19 protein-coding genes and 2 rRNA genes are annotated in these 25,093 nt (G+C 63.9%); 16 read left to right on the top strand and 5 right to left on the bottom strand.

Translation table 11 applies throughout. The features are described 5' to 3' along the window. The 4 genes from BIGA_RS07415 to BIGA_RS09345 form a co-directional block, all read left to right on the top strand. Positions 1-598, top strand: a 23S ribosomal RNA gene (locus BIGA_RS07415); the annotation flags it as partial. 149 nt (positions 599-747) lie between these two features. Continuing rightward, a 5S ribosomal RNA gene (gene rrf, locus BIGA_RS07410) occupies positions 748-865 on the top strand. A 298-nt stretch (positions 866-1,163) separates the two neighbouring features. Then, entirely contained in the window at positions 1,164-2,084 is a 921-nt protein-coding gene (locus tag BIGA_RS07405; protein ID WP_033507093.1) for an aldo/keto reductase, read from the top strand. A gap of 71 nt (positions 2,085-2,155) precedes the next feature. After that, positions 2,156-2,407: a hypothetical protein gene (locus tag BIGA_RS09345; RefSeq protein ID WP_081883228.1), complete on the top strand. Its 252-nt coding sequence runs from the start codon at positions 2,156-2,158 to the stop codon at positions 2,405-2,407. Positions 2,408-2,449: 42 nt separating this feature from the next. On the opposite strand, the gene BIGA_RS07400 is transcribed toward BIGA_RS09345, so the two are convergent. Further along, a complete protein-coding gene (locus BIGA_RS07400) occupies positions 2,450-2,830 on the bottom strand; it encodes a DUF4235 domain-containing protein (RefSeq protein ID WP_033507001.1) in 381 nt (126 codons plus the stop codon). A gap of 90 nt (positions 2,831-2,920) precedes the next feature. Here BIGA_RS07400 and BIGA_RS07395 point away from each other — a divergent pair, with 90 nt between their 5' ends. Both BIGA_RS07395 and BIGA_RS07390 read left to right on the top strand, forming a co-directional pair. Next, positions 2,921-3,619 (top strand): histidine phosphatase family protein, encoded by a 699-nt coding sequence (locus tag BIGA_RS07395; protein ID WP_033507003.1) that lies wholly within the window; start codon positions 2,921-2,923, stop codon positions 3,617-3,619. Positions 3,620-3,727: 108 nt separating this feature from the next. Beyond that, the gene (locus BIGA_RS07390; RefSeq protein WP_033507004.1) at positions 3,728-4,750 is read left to right on the top strand and encodes a LacI family DNA-binding transcriptional regulator; all 1,023 of its coding nucleotides are present in this window, start codon (positions 3,728-3,730) and stop codon (positions 4,748-4,750) included. Between the two features lie 17 nt (positions 4,751-4,767). Here BIGA_RS07390 and BIGA_RS07385 read toward each other — a convergent pair whose 3' ends face one another. Both BIGA_RS07385 and BIGA_RS07380 read right to left on the bottom strand, forming a co-directional pair. Further along, a complete protein-coding gene (locus tag BIGA_RS07385) occupies positions 4,768-5,559 on the bottom strand; it encodes an HAD family hydrolase (protein ID WP_081929562.1) in 792 nt (263 codons plus the stop codon). A gap of 15 nt (positions 5,560-5,574) precedes the next feature. Beyond that, a complete protein-coding gene (locus BIGA_RS07380) occupies positions 5,575-7,182 on the bottom strand; it encodes an alpha-amylase family glycosyl hydrolase (protein WP_033507006.1) in 1,608 nt (535 codons plus the stop codon). A gap of 392 nt (positions 7,183-7,574) precedes the next feature. On the opposite strand from BIGA_RS07380, the gene BIGA_RS07375 reads away from it, so the two are divergent. The 6 genes from BIGA_RS07375 to malQ all read left to right on the top strand — a co-directional run bounded on the left by BIGA_RS07375 (position 7,575) and on the right by malQ (position 16,704). Next, positions 7,575-8,822, top strand: coding sequence for an extracellular solute-binding protein (locus tag BIGA_RS07375; RefSeq protein WP_033507008.1), 1,248 nt, complete (start codon positions 7,575-7,577; stop codon positions 8,820-8,822). 19 nt (positions 8,823-8,841) lie between these two features. Beyond that, on the top strand, positions 8,842-10,242 hold the full coding sequence (locus tag BIGA_RS07370) for a carbohydrate ABC transporter permease (RefSeq protein WP_033507010.1): 1,401 nt from the start codon (positions 8,842-8,844) through the stop codon (positions 10,240-10,242). Continuing rightward, positions 10,239-11,144: a sugar ABC transporter permease gene (locus BIGA_RS07365; protein WP_033507012.1), complete on the top strand. Its 906-nt coding sequence runs from the start codon at positions 10,239-10,241 to the stop codon at positions 11,142-11,144. The genes BIGA_RS07370 and BIGA_RS07365 overlap by 4 nt, the downstream gene beginning before the upstream one ends. Positions 11,145-11,272: 128 nt before the next feature. Next, entirely contained in the window at positions 11,273-13,363 is a 2,091-nt protein-coding gene (locus tag BIGA_RS07360; protein ID WP_237744083.1) for an alpha-amylase family glycosyl hydrolase, read from the top strand. A gap of 62 nt (positions 13,364-13,425) precedes the next feature. Then, the gene (locus tag BIGA_RS07355) at positions 13,426-14,187 is read left to right on the top strand and encodes a TraX family protein (RefSeq protein WP_152596004.1); all 762 of its coding nucleotides are present in this window, start codon (positions 13,426-13,428) and stop codon (positions 14,185-14,187) included. 267 nt (positions 14,188-14,454) lie between these two features. Beyond that, positions 14,455-16,704 carry a 4-alpha-glucanotransferase gene (gene malQ, locus BIGA_RS07350; RefSeq protein WP_033507014.1) on the top strand — a complete coding sequence of 750 codons (2,250 nt, stop codon included), beginning with the start codon at positions 14,455-14,457 and terminating at the stop codon, positions 16,702-16,704. 96 nt (positions 16,705-16,800) lie between these two features. Here the strand turns inward: malQ and BIGA_RS07345 are convergent, their stop codons facing one another. Next, positions 16,801-18,138 carry an ATP-binding protein gene (locus tag BIGA_RS07345; RefSeq protein ID WP_051917164.1) on the bottom strand — a complete coding sequence of 446 codons (1,338 nt, stop codon included), beginning with the start codon at positions 18,136-18,138 and terminating at the stop codon, positions 16,801-16,803. Between the two features lie 324 nt (positions 18,139-18,462). Here BIGA_RS07345 and BIGA_RS07340 point away from each other — a divergent pair, with 324 nt between their 5' ends. Beyond that, positions 18,463-20,235 (top strand): glycoside hydrolase family 13 protein, encoded by a 1,773-nt coding sequence (locus tag BIGA_RS07340; RefSeq protein ID WP_033507016.1) that lies wholly within the window; start codon positions 18,463-18,465, stop codon positions 20,233-20,235. Between the two features lie 28 nt (positions 20,236-20,263). Here BIGA_RS07340 and BIGA_RS07335 read toward each other — a convergent pair whose 3' ends face one another. Then, positions 20,264-21,268 (bottom strand): LacI family DNA-binding transcriptional regulator, encoded by a 1,005-nt coding sequence (locus BIGA_RS07335; RefSeq protein ID WP_033507018.1) that lies wholly within the window; start codon positions 21,266-21,268, stop codon positions 20,264-20,266. Between the two features lie 490 nt (positions 21,269-21,758). Here BIGA_RS07335 and BIGA_RS07330 point away from each other — a divergent pair, with 490 nt between their 5' ends. Genes BIGA_RS07330 through BIGA_RS07320 form a run of 3 tightly spaced genes read left to right on the top strand, consistent with a single transcriptional unit; the run spans position 21,759 to position 24,924 of the window. Then, a complete protein-coding gene (locus BIGA_RS07330) occupies positions 21,759-23,147 on the top strand; it encodes an ABC transporter substrate-binding protein (protein ID WP_033507020.1) in 1,389 nt (462 codons plus the stop codon). Between the two features lie 15 nt (positions 23,148-23,162). After that, positions 23,163-24,095, top strand: a complete 933-nt coding sequence (locus BIGA_RS07325) for a carbohydrate ABC transporter permease (protein ID WP_051917163.1) — start codon at positions 23,163-23,165, stop codon at positions 24,093-24,095. Position 24,096: 1 nt separating this feature from the next. After that, the gene (locus tag BIGA_RS07320; RefSeq protein WP_033507022.1) at positions 24,097-24,924 is read left to right on the top strand and encodes a carbohydrate ABC transporter permease; all 828 of its coding nucleotides are present in this window, start codon (positions 24,097-24,099) and stop codon (positions 24,922-24,924) included. Positions 24,925-25,093 lie beyond the last annotated feature (169 nt).

Below are 25,093 nucleotides of genomic sequence, written 5' to 3'. Positions count from 1 at the left end.
GTTGGCAATCGGGTGTCGAGTGCAATCGCACAAGCGGGCTTGACTGCGAGACCGACGGGTCGAGCAGGGACGAAAGTCGGAGATAGTGATCCGGTGCCGGCGTACGGACGCGGCATCGCTCAACGGATAAAAGGTACCCCGGGGATAACAGGCTGATCATTCCCAAGAGTCCATATCGACGGGATGGTTTGGCACCTCGATGTCGGCTCGTCGCATCCTGGGGCTGGAGCAGGTCCCAAGGGTTCGGCTGTTCGCCGATTAAAGCGGCACGCGAGCTGGGTTCAGAACGTCGTGAGACAGTTTGGTCTCTATCCTCTGCGCTCGTCGGAACCTTGAGGAGGCCTGCCCATAGTACGAGAGGACCTGGGTGGACGAACCTCTGGTATGCCAGTCGTCACGCCAGTGGCGCGGCTGGTTGGCTACGTTCGGAAGGGATAACCGCTGAAAGCATCTAAGCGGGAAGCCTGCTCCAAGATAAGGGTTCCATGGATCCTCGGATCCTGTAGTCCCCATGCAGAACACGTGGTTGATAGGCCGGACGTGGAAGCCCCGCGAGGGGTGGAGCTGACCGGTACTAACGGACGAGGGGCAATCTACTGCGCGTCTTCCGCGACGGCCGCTTTCCCGGACGACAGGGAGCACGGTCACAAGACACGGAACAACGAAACATCGCGTCCATCCTCCGGTTCCCGGACCGCCACCCGGGACCATCCCCCACCCGAGCGGTGGGAAGAAGAATTGAAGATTTGCGGCGGCCATGGCCCAGGTGAGACGCCCGGACCCCATTCCGAACCCGGAAGCTAAGGCCTGGCACGGCGATGGTACTGCACCCGAGAGGATGTGGGAGAGTAGCACGCCGCCGCATTCACCGTCACAAGGACCCCCGGTCGAGCACCACGCTCCCGGGGGTTCCTTATTACACCCACACCCACAAAAACCCACCCACACACAAGACGCCTGTGGACCCGCGCGGAATCCCCGTTTCCCGCGCACACACCAACCCCAGGCGCCCGACCAGGCCGCACAACCCCGAAAGCCAGTCGGATACCACAACCCACCAGAAAACAAACTCTGAAAACAACGGACAGGACCTCAACGGGGGACATATCCATCAGCGTCGTTACGATGTACGACATCGGACACACCCAACGAAGGGAATGGATATGCAATACAGCACGATAGGCACCACCGGCGTCAAAGCCTCGCGGGTGGCCCTCGGTGTGATGCGGTTGAACGGCAAGAGCCGCCAGGAGGCCTCACGAATCGTCGGCACGGTGATCGACCGGGGTGTCAATTTCTTCGATACCGCCGACGTATACGGCGACGGACGGAGCTCGCTCGCGCTCAACCAAGCGCTGGACGATCTGGGCGTCAGCCGTGGCACCGTATACCTGCAGACCAAGGTCGGTATCATCAGCGGACAGCGCTACGACTTCTCCAAGCGTCATATCCTGGACTCCGTTGCTCAGGAGCTCACCCGTCTGGGCACCGATTACGTGGACCTGTTGCTGCTGCATAGGCCCGACACCCTGGTGGAGCTCGATGAATTGGCCGAGGCGTTCAATCTCCTGCAGCAACAGGGCAAGGTGCGTTATTTCGGCGTCAGCAACGTCAACCCGATGCAGATCGAGCTGCTGCAGAGCGCTATCAGCCAGAAGCTACACGTGAACCAACTGCAGTTCGGCTTGGGCCACGCGGACATGATCCGTCAGGAATTCCACGTCAATATGAACGATGCCGCCAGCATCGACCATGACGGCGGCACACTGGCGTACACTAGGCTCAAGCATATGACCATCCAGGCGTGGAGCCCCTTCCAGTACGGGTTCTTTGAAGGCACGTTCATCGACAACCCCAAATTCCCCGAACTCAACGACCATCTGCAACGCATCGCGGAGAAGTATGGTGTGACCAAAAACGCCATTGCCACGGCCTGGATTCTGCGGCACCCCGCCAAGATGCAGGTGCTGTTGGGTTCGATGAACCCCGAACGGCTCACGCAGATGATCCAGGGTGTGGATATCACGCTGGACCGCCAGGAATGGTACGACCTGTATCTCGCCGCCGGTAACGATCTGCCGTAGCGCCTGCTGTGTCGCCGTGCGCCGGGATTGACCGCGCATGGCGTGGGGAGGCGGGGCCATATGATGTGAGCATGCATTATTTCACACCGAAGCGCTGTGCGTCGTCGAACAAGATCATGTATCACGACAAGGCGCAGGCGCAACGTGCCGCCGACGAGAGCTTCAGGGAACGGGGCATCGAGTTATGGGTGTACCGGTGTGAATTATGCGGAACATGGCACCTGACGAGCCGCGACCCCGATAGCTCATATCGATATGTGCCGTTGAACCAGCAGATTCGTCCGCATTCACGGAAGAAAGGGTATAAGCCGCGGCGCCGATGACGGTGTCGGTGTGCTTGTGCCCTGTGCCCCGTGCCGGCCGGCTCAGCCGTGCCGACGGTGTCTGCGATTGACGAACGCCTTGGAACCGCGATCGGCGAGTGTGGTCAGGATGGCGCCGAACGCCGCCGACGCGCCCGCGAACAGCACGCTCATCAGCAGTCCCTGCTGCGCGTTCTCGCCGGCAGCCGCCTTGGCGGTGCGCGACGTACCGCGGTTCCACAATGCCTGGAACAGTTTGCCGGCAACCAGACCGGCCAGCGTCGGGATGAAGTATTTGATGAGTTTGTCGCCCAGGGAATCCGGGTCGTTGAGCCGTTGTTCGCGCATGGCGTTCACCCTTTCATCAATGGCGTGGAACCCAGCGACGATCTGGTCTGCTGAGGAACCGGAGTCTGCCATATAGTCCACATACTCGTCGGTCATGGTCTCCATCATAGACGTGGCCGCCTCCGCCCGTACCCGACCGGATGTCGATTGCCGCGTGAACGTGGGCGTGCGAGTACAGTATGAGGTATGACTGACACGATTGTTGGCGGCAACGATGCCCCCAAGCCCGGTCGCCTGGTGCTGTTGCGGCATGGGCAGACCGCATGGAGCGTTTCCGGACAGCACACCGGACGAACGGATATCCCGCTCACCCCCACCGGCGAACATCAGGCGATTGAGGCCGGGGTGCGGCTGAGGGAGTCGTTCCCCGATGGATTCGCCCAGGGATGCGTGTTCGCCAGCCCCCTGCGGCGGGCGCGGCAGACCGCGGCGCTGGCCGGGTATGGCACGCATAACGTGCTGCCGTATATCGCGGAGTGGGATTACGGCCGCGCCGAGGGACGCACCCGCGGCACCGTGTCGCAGCTGCTGGGGCGGCCCTGGGATCTGTGGCGCGATGGAACGGAATCGCTGCCGGCGACTATGGACGGCGAACGTGTGGAGACGTTGCCGGGCGGCACGCAGGTGACGGTGCGCAACGGCCGCGGCGAGACACTGGATGAGGTGGCCGCACGCACCACGGTGGCCATCCGCGAGGTGCTGCCGTTGATCGAGGAAGGCCATGACGTGCTGCTGGTGGCTCATGCTCATGTGCTGCGCATCCTGACCACCCAATGGCTGGGCATGGATCCGCTGACGGCCAAGCTGCTGCGTCTGGACACGGCGCGGTATTCGGTGCTGAGCCAGTACAAGGGAGACAACGTCATCGAGCAGTGGAACGTGTGAATCACGCTACTCGCGAATTGACAACGTGTGCAGTATTCTTGAAACGGTTGTCATTCGAGTGTGGCGTGCAGTGATAAGCGCGTTCTTGCATGCGGGGAGGCGTGGTCCATGGACAAGGCGGGTATTCGTGATGTGGCGGAAGCCGCCGGCGTGTCGATCTCGACGGTGTCCCGTGCCTTCACCCGTCCCGACCTGGTCTCCGAGAAGACGCGCAGCAAGGTGCTGGAAACCGCCGACCGTCTGGACTTCAATATCTCCCGTTCGGCCACGGCGCTGAAATCGGGCCAGACGTACCGTGTGGCGCTGCTGATGAACGAGGACATCACCAGCTGGTTCAACACCCAGGTATTCGCCGGGGTGGAGTCGGTGATGCACGATGCCGGGTATGACATCTCGCTCTACCAGCACATCGACACCGCGGAGAACCGTCGGGACTTCTTCACCACGCTGCCGGTGCGCCGCAACGTCGATGCGGTGTTCGTGGCCTCGTTCGCCGTGGACGCCGAGGAGATCGGGCAGCTCAAGCGCACCCATGTGCCGATCATCGGCATCAACACCCCGACCACGGAGGGCTTCGACGCGTCGATCAGCATCGACGACGAGAACGGGATGTTCACGGCGGCGCAGCATCTGATCAATCTGGGGCATAAGCATATCGTCTATACCTGCTCGGCTCCTGTGGAGACCATGCATTCCAGCATCGACGCCCGTGCGCGCGGGTTCATCCGCGCCTGCAAGGCCGCGGAGGAGACCCGCGAGCTGGACTGGGAGGTGATCACCGTGCCCCGCGGTACCGAATTCGTGGAGTCCACGCTGTCCTCGCTGCTGGCGTTGGATGATTTCCCCGATGCGATCTGCTGCCAGATGGATATGATGGCGATCCCGCTGGTGTTGCGGCTGGTGCGGTACGGGCACCATACGCCGCGGGATTATTCGATCATCGGGTTCGATGACAGCCCGTACGCCGACACGGTGAACCTGACCACCATGCGTCAGAATCCGCGCGATATGGGTATCAGGGCGGCGCAGAAGGCGCTGGCGCTCATCCGGGAGGAGCCGTTGGACACCCCGCATGAGATCGTGCAGCCGCATCTGGTGCTGCGCGGCACCGACCGCCTGTATGAGGGCTGAGCCGGCTGGTCAGCCGGTCAGGCCAGCAGGAAGTTGGCCAGCCCCTCGTAGTCGGCGCCCTTCAGTGACAGTACGGCGGCCGCCGACTCCATCGGATCCGAATACGGGGAGATGCCGGTGCGCAGATAGACGCCATCGATGCCGGCATGTCGGGCGCCCAGGATGTCGTTGTCCTCGTCGTTGCCCACCATGACGGTCCGGTCGGCGGTGGTTCCGGCGCGGTCCAATGCGCGGGCGAAGAACTCCTTGCCGGGTTTCCGGACATGCTCCTCGCTGGAGATGAGGATGTCGTCGAAGACGTCATCCAACCCCAGCATGGTCAGTTCGGGGCGGGTGTAGCAGGATTGGGCGTTGGACAGCAGGACGACGCGCAACCCGCGGCCCTTCAGCAGCTTGAGCATGTCGAGGGCGCCCGGATACAGCCAGATCAGGCGCGTCGAGGCCTGACGGAACACCCATGCCGCCTTGCGGCTCAGCCGTTCCCCGACGCGCATGCCGCGCAGCGAGAACATCGCACGGTAGGTCGGCAGCAGGTCCGGCTCATAGAACGCCGGATCGTGCCCGACCGGCACCGCCGATGACAGCGCCCTCGCGCCCATGAACCGGTCACGCAACTGGTCGGCGCTGTCGTAATGCGCGCCGGCCTCGTCGAGGAAATCCCGCAACGTCTCCCATGCCTCCGGGTCATCCTCGTCGGTACGGATGTCCACCAGCGTGCCGTACAGGTCGAACAGCACGGTATCGTACCGGCGATCGCCTGAATCCTGCTCCGCGACAACCGTACGGAACCGTTGCATGCCCGAACCCATCGGAATCACCCCTTGTCAGAAGGAAAACACCACGAAACTCTGCGGGCCAAGCGTCACCGTGGTGCCGTCGGCCGCCACATTGCCCCGACTGAGTTCCATCGTAGGGGTGCCGTGCGACGTCGCCGTATCCGGCAGCGCGAACGACTCGGTTTCCAGTCCGGGGTTCAACGCGATGACGAGTCGATCCGAGCCGTCGCGGGAGGTGCGCGCGTAGGCGAAGAGGCGTCCGTGCTCCGGCGCCGCGATGACGTCGAAGGCGGCGTCGGCCTGCAGCGCGGCATGCCGCTCGCGCAGCGCCAGCACGGTGCGGACCCAGTGGTACAGCGATCCGTCGTCCGCCCGCTGGGCCTCGACGGTCGGCGCGTCGGGAGCCGGGTCGACCGGCAGGTACAGGTCGTCGGCATCGGCCGTGGAGAAACCGAGGTTGGGGCTCGCGTCCCACTGCATCGGGGTGCGGGTGCCGGTGCGGACATAGCCGCCCTCCTTGGTGGGCAGGTTGCGGTACCGCATGCCGATCTCGTCGCCGTAGTACAGGAACGGCACGCCGGGCATCGTCAGGATCATGCCGTAGGCGACGGCGAGCTCTTCCGGCGTCAGCCGCGGCGACAGCCGGGCCGTGTCGTGGTTGCAGGTGATCAGGCAGAAGTGGCCTTCGTCCTTGGTGGCTTCGTACTGCGGCAGGTACTGGTCGAGGAATCCGTGGACGCTGCCGCCGCCGTGCGCGGAGAAGTAGCTGTGGTCCCGCTCCCGGTCCAGCGGGTCGGGGGTGTTGCGGCAGAGCAGGTAATACCCGTTGCGGTCCCAGCTCCAGTCCAGGTAGAAGTCCATGTCGAATCCGGCCCGCAGCGCCTGCTCCGGCACGCCCCATTCGGAGACGAACGCGGCTTCGGGATACTCGTTCTTGACGGTGCCGAGCATCTGACGCCAGGCGGCGATGGTGGCGGTTTTGCCGGCGTCGTCGTTCTTGACCAGCGAATTGGCCATGTCCACGCGGAAGCCGTCGCAGCCCTGGCCGAGCCAGAAGCGCATGACGTCGACCATGGCCTGGCGGGTGTCCTCTGCGGCAGGGGAGTCCACGTCCATCTGCCAGGGGCGTTCGGGGTGTGCGAAGCCGTAGTTGAGCGCGGGCTGGCATTTGAAGAAGTTCAGCACGTAGGTGCCGTTGCGCGGCGCCTCCCCGCCGACGAACGGCAGCCCGTCCGCGCCCGACATCCACGAGTCGGTCCAGATGTAGCGGTCGGAGTACTGGTTGCGTTCCGCCCGGCTGCTGATCCGGAACCAGGGGTGCTCCTCGCTGGTGTGGCCGGGGACCAGGTCGAGCAGCACGTGCATGCCGCGTCGATGGGCCGCGTCGAACAGGGCGACGAGGTCGTCGTTGGTGCCGTAGCGTGGGGCGACCTTGAGGTAGTCGCGCACGTCGTAGCCCGCGTCCTTGAACGGTGAGTCGAAGCAGGGGTTGATCCACAGGGCGTTGCATCCGAGGTCGCGGATGTAGTCGAGCCGGGAGAGGATGCCGGGGATGTCGCCGATGCCGTCGCCGTTCGAATCGGCGAAGCTCTGCGGGTAGATCTCGTAGAATCGCGCGTCGGCGAGCCACTGGGGGCGTGGGAGGGTGCTGGACATCATGGATCCTTTCCGTCGGTCGGCGTCGGTGGGGTGCCGGTCGTGGGCCCCGTCCCTCGCCGGGGGTGTCGGCATATGCGGTATCGACGCCGTAGGGGCATCGGATATGCGAACGTTTACAACAGTGTAGGGCCAATCTCGGGAGAGACGTGCCGTAATGGCTGGAATTATTGGTGTAATCCTGATGGGAACATCCGGTTGCGAACGTTTGCAATATGGTGTATACTGTCAGGCAGCAACACGTCGTGTTGCCCCGCGTTTCCGAGTATGCCGTGCAATCGTTGTCATCCAGTATTGACGTCGAAACGACCGACGTGCCCGGGGGGGGGGTATTCGATGCGTTGCGGGTTCGGATACCGCAGTCAGAACCCGAAGAAAGGAATAAATCAACGATGATTGCGCGATGGAACAAGGCCTTGGCGGCCTTGGCGGCATGTGCGCTGTTCGCAGGAGGGCTCTCCGCCTGCGGCACGGGCGCATCCGCCAACGGAGACGCCGAGAACATCACCCTGGTCGTCTGGGCATCCCAGGAGGACCAGGCCAACGAGGACTCCTGGCTCCAGGAAATGGAGAAGGCATTCCAGGAGGAACACCCCGAATACAACATCACCTGGAAGAACCAGGTCGTCGCCTCCGCCGACGCCGCGGGCGTGGCTAAGCAGGACCCGACCGTGGCGGCCGACGTCTACTCGTTCGCCTCCGACCAGCTGGGCACCCTGCTGGACGCCGGCGCGATCGGCCAGGTCAGCGATCCGACGATGGCGCAGCTGGAGGAGCAGACCGAAGGCAGCGAGACCATGCTGGACACGGTGCGCGGCGAGGACGGCAACGTCTACGGCGTGCCGTTGGCCGGCAACACCTGGTTCATGTACTACCGCAAGAGCAAGTTCACCGAAGAGGACATCACGTCGCTGGACGCCATGCTGGCCAAGGGCAAGGTCTCCTTCCCACTGACCAACTCGTGGTACGTGCCGGCGTTCTACATGGGCGCCGGCGGCGAGCTGTTCGGCCCCGACGGCACCGACGGCGCGGCCGGCGTGCAGTTCGGCGGCGAGATCGGCGCGGCCGTGACCGAGTATCTGGTCAACTTCCGCAACAACCCGAACTTCGTGCTGGACCAGAACGGTTCCGGTCTGGCGGGATTGAAGGATGGTTCGGTGGATGTGGTCTTCACCGGCAATTGGGACGCCGCCACCGTGCGCGCGAACCTCGGCGACGACTGGGGTGTGGCGCAGCTGCCCTGCTTCACCCTGAACGGCCAGCAGGTGCAGATGAAGGCGTTCGCCGGATCCACCGTGTACGCGTGGAATCCGTACAGCAAGCACCCGAAGGCCGCTGACCAGTTCGCCGCGTTCCTGTCCGGCACCTACTCGCAGGAGAAGCACTACACGATGCGCTCGGTCATCCCCTCGGACGTCAAGGTTGCCGCGACCCCCGAGGTCGAGGCCGACGCCGTGGCCCAGGCGCAGATCGATACGATCGCCAACACGTCGGTGGTCCAGCCGTCCATCTCGGAGATGAACAACTTCTGGGTCCCCTGTGAGAACTTCGGCAAGGCCATCTACAACGGCGAGGTCACGCTGGACAACGCGGCCGAGCAGACCGAGCGGTGGATGGCGTCCTACGAGAGCCTGATGTGACGCAAGGAAGGGTTTGAACATGGAAGCAACCGTTTCGCCACGCCCCGCCAAGCGTGGCCTGATCCGCCGCAAGACAGACTATATCCCGCCGTCGCGCTACACGCTGCGCGCGGCCGCCAAGGACGGCGACGCCCTGACGCGCCTGTCGTTCCTGATCTTGGGCGCGGGCAACCTGGCCCGCAAGCAGATTGTCAAGGGCCTGCTGTTCCTGGCCGTCGAGATCGCCTACATCGTCTACATGGCGACGGTGGGCGTCGGCAGCCTCGGCACGCTCGTCTCATTGGGGTCGCGCACCCAGACCCGCCAGAAGATCGACGGCTACTGGTACTACGACGCCGGCGACAACTCCGTGCTGCTGCTGACCGCCGGCGTGGCCACGGTGTTCATCACCGTCCTGTTCGTGGTGTTCTGGTCGTACGCGGTGCGCAGCGCCCACAAGGCGCAGGTGCTCCAGCGCGAGACCGGCGCCGTGCCCACGCTGCTGGACGACTGGCGCAACCTGACCGACCGCAACGCGCAGGTCTCGATGATGTTCCTGCCGGTGGTGGGCATCCTGGTGTTCACCGTGCTGCCGACACTCATCATGATCTGCATCGCGTTCACCAGCTACGACTCCGACCACGTGCTGCTGTTCGACTGGGTGGGCTTCAAGAACTTCGGTTCGCTGTTCGCCGAAACCGGCGCGGTGACCGCCAACCAGTTCGTGCGTGTGCTCGGCTGGACGCTGATCTGGGCCATCTTCGCCACGTTCCTGAACTTCTTCTTCGGCCTGTTCCTGGCGATGATCATCAACCGCAAGACCACGCGCTTCAAGGGCATGTGGCGGTCGATCTTCTCCCTGTCGATGGCCGTGCCGCAGTTCGTCTCCCTGCTGGCCATCAACCAGATGCTCCAGCCGGAGGGCGCCATCAACAGCACGCTCGAATCCTGGGGCTGGATCACCGAACCGCTGCCGTTCTTCACCGATCCGACCTGGGCCCGCGTGACCGTGATCGTCGTGAACCTGTGGATCGGCATCCCGTTCACGATCATGCAGATCACCGGCATCCTGCAGAACATCCCCGCCGACCAGTATGAGGCCGCCAGGATCGACGGCGCCAACTGGTGGCAGACGTTCACCCGCATCACGATGCCGTATCTGGTGTTCGTGCTCACCCCGTACCTGATCACCACGTTCACAGGCAACGTGAACAACTTCAACGTCATCTACCTGCTGTCCGGAGGCAACCCGACCGCCGTCGGCGACACCGCCGGCTCCACCGACCTGCTCATCACCTGGCTGTACAAGCTCACGGTGGATCGCGGCGACTACAACCTCGGCGGCGTCATCGGCATCTTCACATTCGTGGTGCTGGCGATCGTCTCGCTGATCACCTACCGCAGCAGCGGATCCTATAAGAACGAAGGAGGCTTCCGGTGAGCCAAGCAACCCAGTCGGCCACTGTCAAGGCCGAAAGCAATCCGTTCCTGCACGACCAGCGCAAGCGGCGCATCGTGGGCGATGTGCTGAGCCACCTGCTGCTCGTGGTGCTCGCCGTCATCTGGATCATCCCGATCGCGTGGGTGGTCATGGAGAGCTTCAATGCGAACCCGGGACCGTACAACCCGTCGTTCTTCCCGGAGGAGTACACGCTGGACAACTACATCCAGCTGTTCACCGACACGCACATCCTGAACTTCCCGAAGATGTTCATGCACACGTTCATCATTGCGGTGATCTCGTGCCTGATCAACGTGTTCTTTGTGCTGTGCGTGGCGTTCTCGATGAGCCGTCTGCGCTTCCGCTTCCGCAAGTCCTTCATGAACGTGGTGCTGGTGCTCGGCATGTTCCCGAACATCATGTCCGTGGTCGTGATCTACTTCATCCTGAAGTCGCTGGGCCTGACCCAAGGCATCGGCGTCACCGTCGCGCTGATCCTGGTCTACTCCGCCGGCGCTGGCGCGGGCTTCTACGTGATGAAGGGCTACATGGACACCATCCCGATGTCCCTGGACGAGGCCGCCGCGCTCGACGGCTGCACCCGCTGGCAGACCTTCCGCCTCATCATCCTGCCGGTGTGCAAGCCGATGCTCGTCTACCAGGCCCTGACCGCGTTCCTCGGCCCCTGGCTCGACTTCGTGATGGCCAAGGCCATCTGCCGCACGCAGGACAACTACACGGTGGCGCTGGGCCTGTACCAGATGCTCAGCCGTGAGTACCTCAACTCCTGGTTCGCGCGATTCGCGGCCGCCGCCGTGATCATCGCCATCCCGATCGCCATCCTGACGATCGTCATGCAGCGCTACTACCAGGAGGCCATGTCCGGCGCCGTCAAGGGCTGAGCCGGCACATCCGATCACACATCCGCCAGGCGGGCGGAGGCGGGAACCCGCTCCCGCCCGCCGCGGAGGACCCGGGGCAACGGCCGTTGCCCCGGACCTGTACCATCGTTGTCATGCAAGGAGTTCCGATGACGCAACCCCGTGATTACCAACGTTCCACGGTCAATCCGATCTCCATGTTGTCCGCGTACGACGGCGAACTGGGCGCACGCCTCACCGCCGACGGCACGGCGTTCACCGTCTGGGCACCCACCGCCGAATCCGTGACGCTGCGACTGTTCGCCACCGGTTCCGACGACGAGTCGGGCGCACGCACCATCGCCGAGCGTCCGATGGCGTCCGGCCCGCGCGGCACCTGGCACGCGGAGATCCCGGAGCGGCTGGCGGGCGTCTACTACGACTTTCTGGTCGCCTTCCCCGACGGCACCGTGAACCGCGCCGCCGATCCCTGGGCGCGCGCGGCCGGCGTGAACGGCGCGCGCAGCATGGTCGTGGACCTGGCCCAAACCAACCCCGAGGGATGGGGCAAGGACCGCGGCCCCGATATCCCCGACGGCGAACTGGTCGTATGGGAGACTCATATCGGCGACTTCAGCAACGACCTGGACTGCGGGGTGCCCGCGGAACATCGCGGGCGGTTCCTGGCCTTCACGCACGATGGGACCCACATCACGGGCGATCCCGCATCGCCCACCTGCCTGAACTACCTCAAACGCCTCGGTGTGACCTGCGTGCAGCTGCTGCCGTTCTACGACTACGGCTCCGTAGACGAGACCCTGCCCGAGGACGGCCAGTTCAACTGGGGGTACGACCCGGTCAACTACAACGTGCCCGAAGGCTCCTACAGCACCGACCCCTACCACGGCGAGGTGCGGATCCGCGAATGCAAGACGATGATCCAGGCCCTGCACCGCGCGGGGTTCAAGGTCATCATGGACGTGGTCTACAACCACATGTACTCCGCCGACAACTGGTTCGAACGCATGGTGCCCGGCTACTTCTGCCGCCGCACGGACGATGGGGCGCTCGCCAACGGTTCCGGCTGCGGCAGCGACACGGCCAGCGAACACGCAATGTTCGGCCGGTACATCGTGGATTCGGTGACGTACTGGGCCCGCGAATACCACATCGACGGCTTCCGCTTCGACCTGATGGGCCTGATCGACGTGGAGACCATGAACGCCGTGCGCGCCTCGGTCGACGCGCTGCCGAACGGGCGGGGGATCCTGCTGTACGGCGAGCCGTGGTCGGCCACCGACTCGGCCGTGGAACCCGGGACGATCCTGGCGAACAAGGGCGGCGTGTCCCGGCTGGGCCGCCGCATCGGCTGGTTCTGCGACGCCACTCGCGACTCGATTAAGGGACACGTGCTGTACTCCGATCAGGCCGGGTTCGTCAACGGACTCGGCCGGGCGTTCGCCCCGTCCGTGCACAAGGCGGTGGACGCCTGGCACGGCGCGGTGGGCGAGCCGAAGGACCCGATGCAGCTGGTGCAGTACGTCTCCGCGCACGACGACCTGACGCTGTGGGACAAGCTGTGCGCCACGATGTGCCCGGGCGGGCCGACGGAGGCGGATTACGCGGCTTGCGGCGCGTGCGGCGGGGTGGCCGGGGAAGCGGCGGGTCCTGTCGGTGGCGGCGCGGCGGACGATGCGGTCGGCGGCGAAACCGGCGGATGCCACGGTGACGTCGCGGACATGATGGCGGCCAACGCCATGGCCGCGGGCCTGGTGATGACCGCGGCCGGCTTGCCGTTCCTGCTGTCCGGCGAGGAGTTCGCCCGCACGAAGCTCGGCTGCTCCGACTCCTTCGACCGGCCGGCCTCGCTCAACCTGCTGGATTGGCGGCGCGCCGTGCGGATGGCGCCGCTGGTCGACTGGTACCGGACGCTGATCGCGCTGCGGCGGTCGCATCCGGAACTGTGCCGGGGCGCGCACGTCCCGCTGCCGTCCGCGGACGATGTGGTGGCGTACCGTGTCGGCGATTTGGTGATGGCGGCCAACGCAGGGTACGGGGAGTCCGCGCTTGATATGACGGGCGGGGCCGCCTCGGACGGCGAATGGGCTGTTGTCGCCGATTCGACCGACGCGCTGGCCGGGCGGGCCACGCCGCCGGATGCCGGTGCCGAAACCGGGCACGGCGCCCGCGGGACGGCCACGGTGACGCTGCCGGCACGGTCGTTTACGGTGTGGCAGCGGTGCGTCGACGATGCACAATAGGAATGCCGGCATAGGGCGCGATGGACTGACGGACAACGTTGACGGAAGGACATGTGAACACGATGAACGAATCTGTGGCCGGGCATGATGCCTCGCTGGACAACGCCAAAGGCATCACCACGTTCGCGATGAAGATCGTCGCGCTGCTGCTGGTCATGCTCGGGTCGTTCAGCACCGCGGTGCTGCTGCCCGGCGTCGTCGACCTGGCCACGGCGGATATGGGCGCGCTGACCGGCGTGGTGGTGACCGACGCGTTCTCCTGGTGCGCGGTGCCGCTGTATGCGTGGATGCTGGTCAACGGATTCCGCCGCACGCACGCCGCCGGATGGTACCTGGCCAGACTGGCCGTGCTGGCGGCGGTGTCCGAGGTGCCCTACGACATGGCGACGTCGGGGCGGTTCTTCGATATGACCTCGCAGAATCCGGTGTGGGGGCTGTGCATCGCACTGATCGCGCTGATGGTGCTCCGCGCGTTCCAGGGGCGCCGCGACGTGGCGTCATGGGCGATCCGGATTGCGGTGCTGCTCGCGGCCACGTTATGGGCGTACCTGTTCAATGTGGGGTTGCGGCTCGGTCTGGTCGGCGAGGGGCTGATGACCCTGGTGTTCGCCGTGATCTTCTACACGCTGGCCAGGCGCGAGAACACGATGATGCTCACGGCGGGCGCGTTCGGCGCCTGCATGTTCATCCTGCCGGTGCTGGGCGTGATGCTGCTGCACTGGCGCTCGCGGAGGGAGGGATATCCCGCCCCGTGGGTCAAATGGTTGTTCTACGTGCTGTATCCGCTGCAGCTGCTGGCATTCGGGCTGGTCGGCATGGCGTAGCCATTCGCTTGCAAACGTTAGCATCATGCGGTAGGCTGTGGCGTGTACCTCCGAGAGTGTTGTGGCTTCGGTCGCAAGGCGTATCGGGCGGGTGTGATGTTCCGAGAAAACACGAAAAACATGGGATTGGTGACGGTTGCCCCTGACGTTTCGTCGATGCGACGCTCTAGAATCTAAGCGGATAGATTTATAATGCAAGCGCTAGCATCACGAGGCCGTCCTCGCTGGCGACGCATCATCACATCACTGCAGAAAAGGTGAGAACCGATGACTGATAGCAATGAAGCTCAGAATCAGACGCAGACCGCCCAACGGGAGGAAAGCCCGGCGCGCCTCAAGCGTCCGCTCATCCGCCTGGCCAAGGCGTGCGGCGTCTCTACGTCGTATATCGACCAGCTCGGGGCCTACGTCGAAATCCGTGACGAGGTGCTCGTCGCCGTACTGGCGTCGCTGGGCGTGGACGCCTCGAACCCCGCGGCCATCAGCAAGTCGCTGCTGGAAACCGAATGCCGTCAGCGCGAACAGCTGGTGCCCCCGACCGTGCTGGCCATCACCGGCCGGGCGAACAACGTGCCGCTGCGCTGCTCGGCGGACGCGCTGGTGGCGCTGACACTGGCGTTGGAGGACGGAACCGCCTACGCCGGCGACCTGCGCGCGAACCTGCGCGTGCACAAGGACGCCGACTTCGGCGAACAGCTGGAACTCACGCTGCCGGACGACCTACCGATCGGATACCACACACTCAACGTGCAGGTCGGCGGCGTGCAGCGTCGCGCCACGGTCATCGTCGCCCCGCCCCGCATCGAACTGCCCGAAGCGGTGCGTCAGCGGCAGCGTTGGGGGTGGATGACGCAGATGTACTCCGTGCGGTCGGCCGATTCCTGGGGTGTCGGCGACTACGGCGACCTGAAGCGGTTGGCCGCCGACGCCGGTGAGAAGTCGCACGCCGACTTCATGCTCATCAACCCGATCCACGCCGGCGCCCCGGTGCCCCCGCTGCAGCCCTCGCCGTACCTGCCGGAGTCACGCCGGTTCCTCAACGTCACCTATATCCGGCCGCAGGACATCCCCGAATACGCGGCGCTTGACGACGCGGCCCGCGCGCAGGTCGAGGCGCTGCACGCCTCGGTGGCCGCCGCCAATGACAGCGCCGAGCCGATGGACATCAACGCCTCGTGGGACGCCAAACGTCAGGCGCTGTGGCTGATTTTCTCCGCGCCGCGCTCCGGGGAGCGCGAGGCGGCCTTCGCCGAGTTCAAGCGCGCGGCGGGGCCGGACCTGGACGCCTTCGCCACCTGGTGCCTGGCGTTCGAGGTGTGGGGCGCGCCGTGGGAGGAGAACTCGTGGTTCTTCCGCACCGACAAGAACTCGCCGGCCGTGGCGGCCCTGGTGCGTGACCACCATGACATGTTCGAATTCCAGCGCTGGCTGCAGTGGATTGCCGACGAGCAGGTGGCCGCCGCGCAGCAGGCCGCCAAGGACGCCGGCATGGCGCTCGGCCTGATGCAGGACATGGCGGTGGGCGTGCACGCCCTCGGCGCCGACGTGTGGTGGAGCCCCGAACGGTTCGCCGACGGCGTGACTGTCGGCGCCCCGCCGGACTTCTACAACCAGCTCGGCCAGGACTGGGGGCAGCCGCCGTTCAGCCCGCAGTATCTGGAGTCGACCGGCTACCGCGTCTACCGTGAGATGGTGCACAACATGTTCGCGCACGCCGGCGCCCTGCGCATCGACCACGTGCTCGGCCTGTTCCGCCTGTGGTGGATTCCGCGCGGCTGCACCGCGCGCGACGGCGCCTACGTGACGTACAACCACGAGGTCATGCTCTCCATCCTGTCGATTGAGGCCTCCCGGGCGAACGGTGTGGTCATCGGCGAGGATTTGGGCACCGTACCCGAATACGTATCCAAGGTGCTGGCCGAACACGGCGTGCTGGGCACGGCCGTGGAATGGTTCTCCCGCGTGGACAACTCCCCGAACGCCGGCGATCCGTACGCCCCGCCGGAGGACTACCGCAAGTACGCGCTCGCCTCCGTGACCACGCATGACCTGCCGCCGACGGCGGGCTATCTGAAGCTGGAGCATGTTGACCTGCGCGAGGAGCTCGACCTGCTCAACGAGCCGGCCGAGCAGTTCCGCGCCGAGGTGCAGGCCGAAATCGATCAGATGCTGGCGCTGCTGGTTTCACGCGGATATCTGCCGCGGGAGGTGGCCGACGGGTTGAAGGCCGCCTGTGCGCCGGACGCCGACGATGCCGAGACGGCCGACCGCGAGGCGCTGATCCAGCGCGTGGTGGAGGCCATGCATGTCATGCTGCGGGATGCGCCGAGCGTGCTGGTGCAGGCCGCGTTGGTGGATGGCGTGGGCGAGCATCGTACGCAGAACCAGCCGGGCACCAGCTGGGAGTACCCGAACTGGCGCATCCCGCTGGCCGACGAGACCGGGCGCGTGGCGCATACCGAGGAGGTCTTCGACCTGCCGCGGGTGCAGTCGTTGGCCGCGGCGCTGAACCGCTGAGACGGGCTTCGCACTACCTCGGGTTTGAAATTTCAATCGCCGGAATATCAACCCTCCGGCATAGAAACCCCGAGGTAGTGCGAACCTGCCTCTGCGCTACTGGAGGTCTTCCCCCAGAAGCCAAGCCGCATATAAGGGAATGCTGCGGATACCGTTGCCGACACCGAAGTTACGTGCACTGACGCGCACGAGATACGGCGGATGGTAGCGTTCCCGGAATGATTCGAGGCTTCTGGCGGTGACGTTGCGTCCGGACTTGACCTCGATGGGGATGACGTCGCCTTGTTTGGCGCGGGCGATGAATTCGACCTCTGCTTTGCTGGTAGTACCCCAGTAATATACGGATGAATCCGAGGCGACGAGCTGCTGCAGCACATAGTTCTCGGTGATGCCTCCGCGGAATCCGGCTGCCTTGTCCGTCGCCGGTTCCAGATCCTGCGGGATGGCTTCATACTGCGCCGACAGCAATCCGACATCAGCTGTATATATCTTGAACGAGCTACTGTTCTCGAAGGTTTTCAGCGGTGCCGTGGCCTCGGTGACTTGGGTGCATCGCATGATGATGCCCGCAGCGTCCAGCCATGCGATGGCATTCTCGTATGTTGCAGCCCGGCCCCCCGACTTGATGAGCTTGTACTGAAATTTATGGTTCTCCTTGGCCAGTTGCTGGGGAATGCTGTTCCATACGGCCATGATGCGCGGCGTTTCCGTGGGTGTGGCGTACTTGGCCATATCCGCGAGATATGCCACGTTGATTTCCTGCTGCTTGTTGCGCGCAGATTCCATTGCGTCGATGCCGGGGGCATCATTGGCGACGTATGCCGAGACGATTTCCGGCATGCCGCCGATGAGCTCATATTCATGGACAAGCTGCATGGCGCGATCATGCAGGGCGAACGCCTGATCTGGGGCGTTCTCATACGCGTCGCGTATGGCGTCGGCCAGACGTGTTTCTCCGCGTGCCCACAGGAACTCTTCAAAACTCAATGGGCGCAGCTGCAGTAAATCGACCTTGCCGACGGGGAACGAGTACAGCTCGCGTTTGAGGGCGACGCCTAGTAAACTACCGGCTGCCACGACGTGGTATTGCGGTGCGTCATCGCAGAAATATTTCAACGAGGTCAACGCTCTTTCGCACAACTGTACTTCGTCGAAGACTATCAATGTGCGATCGGGGTCAATGAGGGTATGCAGAAAAACCTCCAGCTTGGGCACGAGCTCGGCTGGCGCGAGTGAAGCGTCGAATAAGGCCGCTGCTCGGGCGTCCCGGGAAAAGTCGATGTAGGCCAGAGAATCGTAGCGGTCTGAGGCAAGCTGTTTGATGGCGTAGGTTTTCCCCACCTGCCGTGCGCCGAAAATCACCAAGGGCTTGCGGTGCGATGACTCGCTCCATGCCTGAAGCTTGTGGCTGATGGCGCGACGCATGTTCGGCATGGGATCCTCCTTGGCTATGAACAGAAATTAGTGTAAAAGTATACACTTTTTTCCGTGAAAAAAGTGTAGAACTTGACATTATTTTCCGCTGAGGTGGTTGATGAAGTGGAGTAAATGAAGGCGGTGTTCGCACTACCTCGGGGCTGAAATTTCACGTGGCGGAATATCAACCCGCCGCCATTGAAACCCTGCGGTAGTGCGAACCTGCAACACGGATGATAACGTTTGCACTATTTGCTACACTGATACTCGGATTACGGTGCATTTGCGTCGGATCAGATGTTGACAGCGCTGTACATCATGTGTGGCCGAAAGGAGCTGTATATGACCCTGAACAACACCCATGCGGACTGGTGGAAACAAGCGGTGGTCTACCAGGTCTACCCGCGCAGCTTCAAGGACGTGAACGGCGACGGTCTGGGCGACATCGCCGGTGTGGCCGACCGTATCCCTTACTTGAAGGAACTGGGCGTGGACGCCATCTGGCTCTCGCCGTTCTATCCGTCCGAGCTGGCCGACGGCGGCTACGACGTCATCGATTACCGTGACGTGGATCCGCGTCTGGGCACCATGGACGACTTCGACGCGATGGCCGCCGCCGCGCACGAGGCCGGCGTGAAGGTGATCGTGGACATCGTGCCGAACCACACCTCCGATGGACACGTCTGGTTCCAGGAGGCGCTGGCGGCGGAGCCCGGTTCCCCCGCCCGCGACCGGTACATCTTCCGGGATGGCCGGGGCGAGCACGGCGAACTGCCGCCGAACGACTGGCAGTCGATCTTCGGCGGCGGCGCGTGGGAACGGGTGCCGGACGGCCAGTGGTACCTGCACATGTTCGCCAAGGAGCAGCCCGACCTCAACTGGAAGAACCCGGAGGTCCACGAGGAGTTCAAGAGGACCCTGCGCTTCTGGTCCGACCATGGCGCCGACGGCTTCCGCATCGACGTGGCGCATGGTCTGGCCAAGGACCTCGACAGCGCCCCGCTGACCGAGCTGGCGTTGAGGGGCAACCCGTTGGAGGGGCTGTGCCATGACGGCACGAATCCGTTGTGGGACCGCCCCGAGGTGCATGACATCTACCGCGAATGGCGCGAGGTCTTCAACGAATACGACCCGCCGCGCTTCGCCGTCGGCGAGGCCTGGGTGGTGCCCGAACACCAGCACCTGTACGCCTCCGAGGAGGAGCTGGGGCAGGTGTTCAACTTCGAGTTCGCCAAGGCCGACTGGTTCGCAGAGGACTTCCGCACCGCTATCCGCGAAGGTCTGGAATCCGCCGAGGAATCCGGCTCCACAACCACGTGGGTGATGAGCAACCATGACGTGGTCCGCCATGCCAGCCGATACGGCCTGCCGCAGGTGAAGACGCAGTGGTACCACCAGCTGGCCGATGCGTGGCTGTTGCGCAGCGGCTCGAACTTCATCGAGGACCGCACGCTCGGCACCCGCCGCGCCCGCGCCGCCATCATGATGGAGCTCGGCCTGCCCGGCTCCGTGTACGTGTATCAGGGCGAAGAACTGGGCCTGTTCGAGGTGGCGGATATACCGTGGGACCGCCTGGAGGACCCGACCCCGTTCCGCACCGACCACGGCCGTACGGCCAAAGGGCGCGACGGCTGCCGTGTGCCGTTGCCGTGGGTCGCCGCCGATACGCCGACCCCGGCGCCGTGGGACGCGAAGTTCGGCACCGGTGCCTCGTTCGGGTTCTCGCCTGCCACGCGCCCCGACGGTACGCCCGCCGCCGATCCGCATCTGCCCCAGCCGCTGTGGTACAAGGACTTCGCCGCTGACGTGGAGGATTCCGATCCGGACTCGATGCTCAACCTGTACCGCAGGGCCATCGCGTTCCGTCAGCGGATGCTCACGCCGACCGGCGACACGTCGATCCGTTGGATCGGGGAGTCCGAGTTCGGCGACAAGGCGGGCCAGGTGGTGGCGTATTCGCGCGTCAGCGCCGATGAGGGCGGCGACCGCTTCGCCAGCATCACCAATTTTGGGCCGGATCCCGTGGAGCTGCCGGCCGGCGAGATCATCTTTTCCTCGGAGCCGATCAGCGGGTTCATCCTGCCCGCCGATACCACCGTGTGGATGATGATCTGAGCCAGAGCGCTTCCCGCGCCCCGCGCGCTCAGGCGCGCGGGGCGGCGGTGGAGCTGCGTAGCATCAGCTGCACGGGTGCGGTGATGTGGCGGTGTTCGGGCGTCCTACCATTGATGAGGTCCAGCGCCATGCGCGCGGCGGTGGCCGCCATGTCCCGGGGGAGTTGGCGGACGGTGGTCAGCCCGACCTCCTCGGCGAAGTCGCTGTCGTCGAATCCGGTGACGGACAGGTCGTCGGGGATGCGGATGCCGTAACGGGGCAGGCGGAAGAACAACGGAATCGCCCAGGAATCCTGATGCACGCAGATGGCGGTCGGCGGGTTCGGCTGGCTGAGCAGCGTCGTGACCGCCACATTGGCGCAGTCGTCGCCGTGCCTGACGGCGATGGCGGTGCCGGTCACGCCATCGAGCTCGTCGCACAGCTGGGTGAACCCGGTGACACGCTGGTGGGAGCTGAACCGGAGCGGGGAGATGGCCTCCTCGTACAGGTAGGCGATGCGACGGTGGCCGAGGGCGACCAGGTGCCGAACCAGAATCTGGATGGCGGCGGTGTCGTCGATGCTGATTGAGGCATCGAACTCGCCCGGCGAGACCGCGTTGATGCCGACGATCGGGATACCCATGGCGTGCAGTCGGTCGGTTTCGTCCGGGCTGAGGTTGAACGAGGAGACGATGATTGCGTCGGCGTTGCGGCGCACCGGCAGCTGCTCGAAGAATCGCGCGCGCTCCTCGTCATGGGTGATGGCGTAAATCGAGAAGTCATAGCCGGTGTCGTGCAGCACCGAGTTCAGCCCTTCCAGAATCCGGGCGGAGAACCAGTCGATATGCCCGCCCGCCAGCAGTGCGATGCGGAAGGTTTGGCCGCGTTTGAGCGCAACGGCGGAGCGGGAGACGGAGAAGTTCAGCTCGTCGGCCACCTGCAGCACCTTCTTCCGGGTGCGTTCGGAGACCAGCTCGGGGCGGGTGAATGCGCGGGAGACCGTGGAGACGGAGACGCCGGCCCGTTCGGCCACATCGTTGACGCTTGCTTTCATACGTCCTCTTTGCAATCGGTGGCAATGCCGCTGCGGGGCAGTATGGCGCGGTATTGCGGACTTGGTTTATGCAGTGCATGGTTGGGTGACTGCATGTTGCAATTCTATCGTACGCGAGTCAAGGTGTAGCGGCGGGTGTCCGAGCGGTCTGCGGTGAGGTTCGGCGACGGGGGCTGCGGGTCGGGTCCGCCTTGGGTGGGATCCGCGCGAGGTCTGGGATTGACGCGGCGGAATGCTGAGGCCGTGTGCGGGATGCGATGGTTTCGGCGGAGCCTGATCCTTGATCCGCGGGCCGCAGGCTGTGTATGCAGGTGCGACACGCCGGAGGATGTGAGCCGAACCGGTTTTATGCCGAAGAATTTTCCAAGTATTGCAACGGGTTGCAGAACATAGTCAAATTAGTTGAGTAAAACAAGTGTTTCCAGTGGTTCAACCGGTGGCATATACTGGTGTTGTCCATAATGAAAGTCTTACGAAGGAGTAAGCGTCCATGAATATCAAACGCATGGTGGCGGCACTCGTTGCAACCGGTGGCATCATCGGTTTTGCCGGTTGCGGTGCCGCCGAAGACTCTCCTGTGGTCGATACCCAAGCGGACAAGGGCCTCGAGGTGATGGGCGACGCCATTACCTACGACCCCAACCATTTGGTTAATGACGGACAGCCGATCACCGTGGAGTACTGGACGTGGGGGCAGGCCGCCACCGACCCGATCTACCAGATGATTCAGCAGTACGAGAAGATCCATCCCAACGTCCGCATCGACGTCAACGTGGTGGCATGGGACGACTATTGGACCAAGCTGCCGCTCTCGCTCAAGGGCAACAAGAACGCCCCGGTGCTGTTCAACGTCCACAACTCCTATGACGCGCTGATCCGCCCGCATATGGAGCCATACGACATTCCGCTCGAGGACCTTGAGACCGACTACACATTCGTCGACACCCATGTCGACGAGAACGGCGAGGTCAAGTACATCGACTCGGTCATCAACACCGGCGCCATCTTCTACAACAAGGACCTGTGGGCCGAGGCCGGACTGACGGAAGCCGACATTCCGACCACGTGGGACGAGCTGATCGAGGTGGCGCAGAAGCTCACCAAGTTCGACGGGGACACGATGGTGCAGGCCGGTTTCAACATCAACGGCAGCTACAAGGCGGCCTGGCAGGGGCTGAACTACCAAAAGGGCGTGCTGATGTTCCAGGAGGACGGCCACACCGCCAACTACGATTGCGAGACCACCAAGGAGAACCTCGAATTCCTGCAGTCCCTGTACGACGAGTACCAGGTGGGCGCGGTCAACTTCGGCGATGACCGCGAACTGAGCTTCGGCAACAACCAGACCGCGATGATCTACGACTGGGGCTCCTACGTCGGCACGTTGGCCACCAACTATCCGGACGTGAACTACGGCGTCTTCCCCACGCCGGCGTTCAGCGAGGAGACTCCGTTCGCGTACGACCGGTACAACGGCGAGTCCACCCCCGGCATCAACGTCCACCAGAGCGATGAACAGAAGGCCGTCGCCCAGGATTTCATCCGTTTCATCCTGGCCAACGACGACTACATGCGCATCGCCTCCGACGTGTTGAATTCGTTCCCGGGCAAGAAGTCCCTGCAGGACGATCCGGAGATCCTCGACAACCCGATGATGGCCGCCATCGCCCCGCGCCTCGATCGTCTGATCTGGCCGGGCCCGACGCCCTCCACCCTGGAGACCAGTCCGCAGATCGCGTTCGAGAACGTGTTGCAGAAGGGTCAGGATGTCGATTCGGCCGTCGCCTACTCGCAGGAGCTGATCATGAGCGACATGGAAGACAGCGACTTCACCTCGATGGAAAGCCGCTACGCGCACTATGACGAGCGCAAGGACTAAGGAGGAACGCACATCATGACCAACGTCAATCACAGTGCGGTGCGCGCCGCACAGCCGGCCTCCGGGGAGGTCTCGAGCGCCAGGCGGATGCTGGGCCGCATCTTCACGATGCGCAACATCGCCGTGGTCTCACTCGTCGTCTACTTCGCCGTGTTCATGGCATACCCGATCTTCAGCGCCTTCGCGGGCAGCCTGCACGACTGGAACCCGCTGATCGACAAGTACGACTGGGTCGGGTTCGACAACTTCGTCAACGTGCTGACCGACGGCCTGTTCTGGAAGTCGCTGTGGAACACCGCGATCTACTCGTTCTTCTCCATCCTGTTCCGCGTGGTGCTGGGCCTGGCGCTGGCGCTGCTGCTGAGCTCCAAGCTCGTCAAGTGCAAGGACACGCTGCGCGGCCTGTTCTACATGCCGACGATCACCCCGCTGGTGGCGGTCTCCTTCGTGTGGATGTGGATGTTCGATCCGCAGTTCGGCATGATCGACAAGATCACCGGACTCGACATCAGCTGGCTCAACGATTCGCGCTACGCCATGCCGGCGGTCATCATCATGACCATCTGGAAGGATTTCGGCTACGCCACCGTGCTGTATCTGGCAGGCATCATGGCGCTGCCGCGCGACGTGTATGAGGCGGCGCAGATCGACGGCGCCAACTGGTGGCAGACCTTCCGGTCGATCACGCTGCCGCTGCTCAAGCCCACCACGCTGCTCATCGTCATCACCTCGCTGATCTCCTACCTGCAGGCGTATGTGCAGATCCTCGTGATGACCAAGGGCGGCCCCGGCACCGACACCTACACCATCAGCTACCTGATCTACGACCAGGCGTTCCAGAAGTACAACTTCGGCACGGCATCGGCGATGAGCGTCATCCTGTTCGTGCTGACCGGCATCCTGACGATCCTGATGTTCAAGGCGTCGGGTGACAATACGGAGGCGTGACATGTCCAAAAGCACCAAGAAGGTAATCTCCATCGTCGTCACCATCCTGCTGTTCGCGCTCTCGCTCGTCACGATCGTCCCGTTCATCTGGATGTTCGTCTCGTCGTTCGCGCCGAACAGCGAGATCGTCAAGATCACCGGCGGCATCTTCCCGGCGCCGACGACACTCGACAACTACGCCAACATCCAGAAGACCTTCAACTTCTTCCGGCTGTTCGCCAACTCGGTATTCATCGCCACGGTCAAGACGGTGCTCGTCATCTACATCAGCGCCGTGCTCGGCTACGTCTTCTCCAAGATGCACTTCCGCGGCCGCAACGTGCTGTTCGGCGCGGTGCTCAGCACGATGATGCTGCCGTGGGCCGTCACGATCATCCCCCAGTACGAGATGATGGTGCAGTTCGGCTGGCTCGACACCTACCGTTCGCTCATCGTGCCCGGCCTGGTCTCCGGCTTCGGCGTCTTCCTGTTCCGCCAGTCCATCGGCTCGATCTCCGACGAGATCATCGAGGCTGCCAAGCTGGACGGTGCCGGCGACGCCCGCATCTTCCACCAGATCATCCTGCCGATGAGCCGCAACAGCATCGCCGCGCTCGCGATCTTCACGTTCCTGTGGAACTGGGAGGACTATCTGTGGCCGTTCCTGATGATCACCGATAGCGACAAGATGCTGCTGTCGGTGGGCCTGAAGATGTTCAACGGCCAGTACGGCACCGACTACGGCGGACTGTTCGCGGCCACCTCGCTGGCGATTATCCCCGTGATCATCGTGTACATGGTGTTCCAGAAGCAGTTCATCGCCGGCATCGCCACCGGCAGCGGCAAGTAAGCCGCCCCTCCCAGGCGGATGGGGCGGGCCCAGGGATGGCCAAACACCGGAAGCTTAAGCCCCGCGGCCTCGGTCGGACGGGCGGACGCCATCCGGGTCCCGTCCCTTGTGTCCGAATCGGGGGATTCTTACGTTTTGGCCCTATGATTGCGCTAACAACGAAAGAATC

Source organism: Bifidobacterium pullorum subsp. gallinarum (genome assembly GCF_000741215.1).
Taxonomy (GTDB): domain Bacteria; phylum Actinomycetota; class Actinomycetes; order Actinomycetales; family Bifidobacteriaceae; genus Bifidobacterium; species Bifidobacterium pullorum_B.
This window is presented reverse-complemented; position numbering and strand designations above follow the sequence as displayed.

Coding starts and splice junctions, on each gene's coding strand:
- malQ (WP_033507014.1), top strand. CDS start 14,455: ATGACTGATAGCAATGAAGCTCAGAATCAGACGCAGACCGCCCAACGG.
- BIGA_RS07320 (WP_033507022.1), top strand. CDS start 24,097: ATGTCCAAAAGCACCAAGAAGGTAATCTCCATCGTCGTCACCATCCTG.
- BIGA_RS07335 (WP_033507018.1), bottom strand. CDS start 21,268: ATGAAAGCAAGCGTCAACGATGTGGCCGAACGGGCCGGCGTCTCCGTC.
- BIGA_RS07375 (WP_033507008.1), top strand. CDS start 7,575: ATGATTGCGCGATGGAACAAGGCCTTGGCGGCCTTGGCGGCATGTGCG.
- BIGA_RS07330 (WP_033507020.1), top strand. CDS start 21,759: ATGAATATCAAACGCATGGTGGCGGCACTCGTTGCAACCGGTGGCATC.
- BIGA_RS07360 (WP_237744083.1), top strand. CDS start 11,273: ATGACGCAACCCCGTGATTACCAACGTTCCACGGTCAATCCGATCTCC.
- BIGA_RS07380 (WP_033507006.1), bottom strand. CDS start 7,182: ATGTCCAGCACCCTCCCACGCCCCCAGTGGCTCGCCGACGCGCGATTC.
- BIGA_RS07390 (WP_033507004.1), top strand. CDS start 3,728: ATGGACAAGGCGGGTATTCGTGATGTGGCGGAAGCCGCCGGCGTGTCG.
- BIGA_RS07385 (WP_081929562.1), bottom strand. CDS start 5,559: ATGGGTTCGGGCATGCAACGGTTCCGTACGGTTGTCGCGGAGCAGGAT.
- BIGA_RS07355 (WP_152596004.1), top strand. CDS start 13,426: ATGAACGAATCTGTGGCCGGGCATGATGCCTCGCTGGACAACGCCAAA.
- BIGA_RS07345 (WP_051917164.1), bottom strand. CDS start 18,138: ATGCCGAACATGCGTCGCGCCATCAGCCACAAGCTTCAGGCATGGAGC.
- BIGA_RS07370 (WP_033507010.1), top strand. CDS start 8,842: ATGGAAGCAACCGTTTCGCCACGCCCCGCCAAGCGTGGCCTGATCCGC.
- BIGA_RS07395 (WP_033507003.1), top strand. CDS start 2,921: ATGACTGACACGATTGTTGGCGGCAACGATGCCCCCAAGCCCGGTCGC.
- BIGA_RS07325 (WP_051917163.1), top strand. CDS start 23,163: ATGACCAACGTCAATCACAGTGCGGTGCGCGCCGCACAGCCGGCCTCC.
- BIGA_RS09345 (WP_081883228.1), top strand. CDS start 2,156: ATGCATTATTTCACACCGAAGCGCTGTGCGTCGTCGAACAAGATCATG.
- BIGA_RS07400 (WP_033507001.1), bottom strand. CDS start 2,830: ATGACCGACGAGTATGTGGACTATATGGCAGACTCCGGTTCCTCAGCA.
- BIGA_RS07340 (WP_033507016.1), top strand. CDS start 18,463: ATGACCCTGAACAACACCCATGCGGACTGGTGGAAACAAGCGGTGGTC.
- BIGA_RS07405 (WP_033507093.1), top strand. CDS start 1,164: ATGCAATACAGCACGATAGGCACCACCGGCGTCAAAGCCTCGCGGGTG.